Source organism: Variovorax sp. YR752, assembly GCF_943372545.1.
This window is the reverse complement of record NZ_CALRZC010000373.1, coordinates 1-5,103: the sequence shown is the minus strand read 5'-3', so window position 1 is coordinate 5,103 and position 5,103 is coordinate 1. Positions and strand designations below refer to the sequence as shown.

At 69.8% G+C, this 5,103-nt stretch carries 5 protein-coding genes; 2 read left to right on the top strand and 3 right to left on the bottom strand.

The genetic code is table 11. The features are described from left to right. The 3 genes from AAG801_RS40440 to AAG801_RS40430 form a co-directional block, all read right to left on the bottom strand. A partial coding sequence (locus AAG801_RS40440; protein WP_341893512.1) for a DMT family transporter occupies positions 1-562 on the bottom strand: 562 nt, incomplete at its 3' end. A 52-nt stretch (positions 563-614) separates the two neighbouring features. Next, positions 615-1,112: a methylated-DNA--[protein]-cysteine S-methyltransferase gene (locus AAG801_RS40435; RefSeq protein ID WP_341893511.1), complete on the bottom strand. Its 498-nt coding sequence runs from the start codon at positions 1,110-1,112 to the stop codon at positions 615-617. Next, positions 1,109-2,716 carry an Ada metal-binding domain-containing protein gene (locus AAG801_RS40430; protein WP_341893510.1) on the bottom strand — a complete coding sequence of 536 codons (1,608 nt, stop codon included), beginning with the start codon at positions 2,714-2,716 and terminating at the stop codon, positions 1,109-1,111. Before AAG801_RS40430 ends, AAG801_RS40435 begins: the two co-directional genes overlap by 4 nt. A 110-nt stretch (positions 2,717-2,826) precedes the next feature. Here AAG801_RS40430 and AAG801_RS40425 point away from each other — a divergent pair, with 110 nt between their 5' ends. Both AAG801_RS40425 and AAG801_RS40420 read left to right on the top strand, forming a co-directional pair. After that, positions 2,827-4,209 (top strand): phosphomannomutase/phosphoglucomutase, encoded by a 1,383-nt coding sequence (locus AAG801_RS40425; protein ID WP_341893509.1) that lies wholly within the window; start codon positions 2,827-2,829, stop codon positions 4,207-4,209. Positions 4,210-4,216: 7 nt separating this feature from the next. Then, the coding region (locus AAG801_RS40420; RefSeq protein WP_341893508.1) for a glycosyltransferase N-terminal domain-containing protein at positions 4,217-5,103 on the top strand (887 nt) is incomplete at its 3' end.

Here is a 5,103-nt window from a genome sequence, read left to right as displayed (position 1 = left end):
TGCCGTAGCAGAGGCAGGCCGCGAGACACGCGAGCACGGCCCACAGCGCGGCGTGGTTGCTGGCACCGGCATGCAGGCCGGCGCTGCGGCTGGCGAGCATCGCGACGCCCGCGAAGCCGATCACCAGGCCGACGAGGCGCGAGCCGTTTGGCCGTTCGCGGAACCAGGCCCAGGCCACCAGCGCGCCGAACATCGGCGTGGTCGCGTTGAGCACCGCCGCCAGGCCGGTGTTGATGGTCAACAGCGCAAAGCAGAACAGCGCGAAGGGCATGCCCGAGTTGAAGATGCCGACCGTGAGGCTGGCCTTCCAGTGCTTCGCGATCGACGGGCCCTGGCCGCGCAGCAGCGCGATCGGCAACAGGAACGCCGCCGCGATGGCCACGCGCACGGCGGCGGTCGGCAGCGCGCCGAACTCTGCTGCGCCGATGCGCATGAAGAGGAAAGAGGCGCCCCACAGTGCGCCCAGCAGCACGAGGTCGATGAGCCACGCCTTGGGCGCAAGCGCGGCGGGAGCGGGCGAAGGCGAGGAAGCGACGGTGGTGTTGTTGTTCGTTGTGGTCATGCGTCTTTTTGAGGAATGGCGCAGTGCGCCATCGGCGGTGTTTTCTTCTGTCTTACTTGCCGGTCTCGAGTTCGAGCAAGGCCGTCTTGCGATCGAGCCCGCCAGCGTAACCGGTCAGCGAACCGTCTGCACCGAGCACGCGGTGGCAGGGCACGATCACGCTGATCGGGTTGCGCCCGACCGCTGCGCCGACCGCGCGCACCGCAGCCGGGTTGCCCACGCGCTGACTCAACGCGCCGTAGGTCGTGGTTTCGCCGGCCGGAATGGCGAGCAGCGCCTGCCACACGCCCTGCTGGAAGACAGTGCCGTGCGACAGGTCGAGCTGCATGTCGAAGTGGCTGCGGCGGCCGGCGAAGTACTCGCGCAGTTGTGCGGCGGCTTCGACCAGCGCGGGGTGGTCGTCTTTCGTCTGCCAACCCGCGGTGTCGGGCCAGTGGCGCTGCTGGTCGAACCAGACGCCGGCCAGGCCCTGGTCGGTGGCGGCCATGGTGACGCCGCCCAGCGGCGTGTCGATGTGCGAGGTGTAAATGACTGTGCGTTTGAATTTCATGATCTTTCAGGCACGAGGCCTGCCGTTGCGAGGTCGGAAGAAGAAGCGATCGGCGTCACAGCAGCCGTTGCTGATTGGGGTGGCGCGGGTGGTGTGTGCCACGCCCGCAGCACCGCATAGCTGCGCCAGGGGCGCCAGGCCTGCGAGGCTTCGCCCGCGGCGCGCGCGGTGGTCACACCCAGCGCCTTCTGCAGGGCCACGTCGCCGGCGGGAAAGGCGTCGGGCCAGCGCAGCGCACGCATCGCGATGTACTGCGCGGTCCAGGCGCCGATGCCGGGCAGTTCCTGCAGCGCCGCGAGCGTCGAGGGCACGTCGGCGCCCGCATGCAGCGCCAGCCGGCCCGAGGCCACTTCGCGCGCAATGGCCTGCAGCGCGGCCTGGCGCTGGCGCACGATGCCCAGTTGTCCGAGCGCATCGCCACTGGCAGCTGCCAGCGCGGCGGGCGTGGGGAACAGGCGGGTCAGGCCGTCGATGGGCGTGTCGATGGCGTCGCCAAAGGCCTCGACCAGCCGCGAGCCCAGCGTGCGCGCCGCGGCCACGGTGATCTGCTGGCCCAGCACCGCGCGCACCGCGAGCTCGAAGCCGTCGACCGTGCCCGGCACGCGCAGCCCGTCGCCGTGTGGAAAGGCCGCATGCAGCGCGGCGTTGATGGCCATCGGCTCCGCGTCGAGGTCGAACAGCGCGCGTGCGCGGCTGATGACGATGGGCAGCACCGCGGCCAGCGAATCGCTCACGGCCAGCAGCACCTGCTCGCGTTCGAGGTCGAAGCGCAGCTGCAGCCAGCCGGCGTGCGCCTGTCCGCCTTGTTGCACGCGCAGCGTGCGCGCCAGCCGCACATAGGTCGGCGTGCTGCCCTTGGCGGGCTCCTTGCCGTCGGCGGTGTGCACGGTCTCGACGCCGCGCAGCGCACGCCGCGCGAAGAAGCCGAGCATGGCGTTGGCGTCGTAGGGTGGGCGAAAGCCCAGCCGCACCTCGATGGCCTTGCCTTCGCCGCCCTCTGTGCCGCCCGCGCGGCGCAGTGCGCTGGGGTTGAGCCCGTAGTGCTCCACGAAGGCCGCGTTGAAGCGCCGCACGCTCGCGAAGCCACTGGCCAGTGCCACCTGCGTCATCGGCAGGCGCGTGTCGGCGATCAGCTGCTTGGCGGCCAGCAGGCGGCGCGTCTGCAGGTACTGCAGCGGCGACACGCCGAACTGCGCCTCGAAGATGCGCCGCAGGTGGCGGTCGCTCACGCCCAGGCGCGCCGCGATCTGCGCCGCGCCGGGGCCTTCTTCGGACCAGGCGTCGGGCTCGTCGATGAGCCGCGCCGCCTGCAGCGCGAGGATGCGCGAGGCATCTTCTGTTGACCAGCTGGCCGCGCGCGGTGCCAGCTCGGGCCGGCAGCGCAGGCAGGGCCGAAAGCCTGCTGCCTCGGCCTGGGCCGCGTGGCGAAAGAAACGGCAGTTCTCGCGCCGCGGTAGCTTGACGCGGCAGACCGGCCGGCAATAGATGCCGGTGGAGGTCACGGCCGTGAAGAACGAGCCGTCGAAGCGCGCATCGTGCGTCTTCATTGCCAGGTAGCAGGCGTCGCTCTCGAGCACTTCGGAGGGGGCATGGGCGGTAGACATGGGGAAATGATACGGTTTCGACTCGTTTCAACTGGCCGTTTTCGGACATCGATGTCTACAACGCGTTGCCTACAATGCCCGACTCCGAACCAACAGTGACCCCGCCCTTCATGCAGCTCAGCGCATCGATCTTCAAGGCCTATGACATCCGCGGCGTCGTGCCCCTCAGTCTCGATGTCGAAGTGGCCGAGGCGCTGGGCCGTGCCTTCGGCAGCGCCGCGCGCGCGGCCGGCGAGACCTCGGTGGCCGTGGGCCGCGACGGCCGCCTGTCGGGCCCGGCGCTGGTGGACGCACTGATCGACGGCCTGGTCGCCACCGGCGTCGAGGTGATCGACGTGGGCGCGGTCACGACCCCGATGCTGTACTTCGCAGCCCACACGCTGTGCACCAGCGGCATCCAGGTCACGGGCAGCCACAACCCGAAGGACTACAACGGCTTCAAGATGGTGCTGGCCGGCCGCGCGATCTACGGCGACGAGATCCAGGGCCTGCGCAAGACCATGGAAGACGGCAGCGCCACGCTGGCGCCCGGCGGCAGTGTGCGCAAGGTCGACGTGACCGAGGCCTACACGCAGCGCATCGTCGGCGACATCAAGCTCGCGCGCCCCATGAAGATCGTGGTCGATTCGGGCAACGGCATCGCGGGTGCGACCGCACCGGCCATCTTCCGCGCCATCGGCTGTGAAGTGGTCGAGCTGTTCAGCGAAGTCGACGGCAACTTCCCCAATCACCACCCCGATCCGAGCCAGCCCGCGAACCTCAAGGACCTGATGGCCGAACTGGCCCGCGGCGACGCCGAACTGGGCCTGGCTTTCGACGGCGACGGCGACCGGCTGGGCATCGTCACCAAGGACGGCCAGAACATCTTTCCCGATCGCCAGATGCAGCTCTTTGCGCAGGACGTGCTCTCGCGCGTGCCCGGCGGCACCATCGTCTACGACGTGAAGTGCTCGCAGCGCCTGGCGCCGGCCATCGTGGCCGCGGGCGGCACGCCGATGATCTACAAGACCGGCCACTCGCTCATCAAGGCGAAGATGAAGGAAATCAATTCGCCGCTGGGCGGCGAGATGAGCGGCCACATCTTCTTCAAGGAGCGCTGGTACGGCTTCGACGACGGCACCTACGCCGGCTGCCGCCTGCTTGAAATATTGAGCAAGCATCCGGACGCGAACGCCGTGCTGAATGCGCTCCCCACCAGCTTCTCGACACCTGAACTGAACGTCGCCTGCGCCGAAGGCGAGCCGCACGTGCTGGTCGCCCAGCTCGTGCAGAACGCGCACTTCGACGCGCCCGCCCAGGTCTCGACCATCGACGGCCTGCGCGTGGACTGGCCCGATGGATTCGGGCTGATCCGCGCTTCCAATACCACCCCCGTGCTGGTGCTGCGCTTCGAAGGCCAGACCGAGGCGGCGCTCCAACGCATCGAGACCGAGATGCTTGCGGTGCTGCGGACGGTCAAGCCCGACGCCACGCTGGCCGCTGCTGCCCACTGAAGAACCTGTGCGTTCCCTGCTGCTTCGCCTCTACGGCGTTTTCACCACCGCCGTCCAACCGCTGGTCCGCCGCAAGCTGCGGCGCCGCGCCATCGCCGAGCCCGGCTATGCCGTGGCCGTCGAAGAGCGCTTCGGCCACTACGACGACGCGACCACCGGCTTTGCCCAGTGCTGGGTGCACGCCGTCTCGCTGGGCGAGACGCGCGCCGCCGCCATCCTGATCGCCGAGCTGCGGCGGCAGTACCCGGGCATTCCGATCCTGCTCACCCACGGCACCGCCACGGGCCGCGAAGAGGGCGCCAAGCTGCTCGAACCCGGCGACACGCAGGTCTGGCAGCCGTGGGACACGCCGGGCGCCGTCGCCCGCTTTCTCGACCGCTTCCAGCCGCGCATCGGCGTGCTGATGGAAACCGAGGTCTGGCCCGAGATGGCCGCCGCCTGCGCCGAGCGCCGCATTCCGCTGGTGCTGGCCAATGCGCGGCTCAACGAGAAATCGCGCGCCGCGGCCGAACGGCTCAGCGGGCTCGCGCGGCCGGCGTACTCGGCGCTCACCGCCGTCTGGGCCCAGACCGAGGCCGACGCGCACCGGCTGGTGTCGCTCGGCGCCAAGGTGGCTGGCATCTACGGCAACCTCAAGTTCGACGCCACGCCTGACGCGCGGCAACTGGCGACGGCCGTCTCGCTGCGCGAGCACCTGCCGCGCCCGATGGTCGTGCTGGCCAGCTCGCGCGACGGCGAAGAACGCCTGCTGCTCGAGGTGCTCAAGCGCTTCGGCGCCACCTCGCCGGTGCCGCCCGAGCAGGGCGCGATCCGTTCGATTGCCAAGCGCGTGCACGACGTGCAATGGATGATCGTGCCGCGCCATCCGCAGCGTTTCGACGAAGTGGCGGCGCT

Excerpts from the sequence above, each read along its gene's own strand:
- AAG801_RS40435 (WP_341893511.1), bottom strand. The coding sequence starts at position 1,112 with ATGAAATTCAAACGCACAGTCATTTACACCTCGCACATCGACACGCCG.
- AAG801_RS40430 (WP_341893510.1), bottom strand. The coding sequence starts at position 2,716 with ATGTCTACCGCCCATGCCCCCTCCGAAGTGCTCGAGAGCGACGCCTGC.
- AAG801_RS40425 (WP_341893509.1), top strand. The coding sequence starts at position 2,827 with ATGCAGCTCAGCGCATCGATCTTCAAGGCCTATGACATCCGCGGCGTC.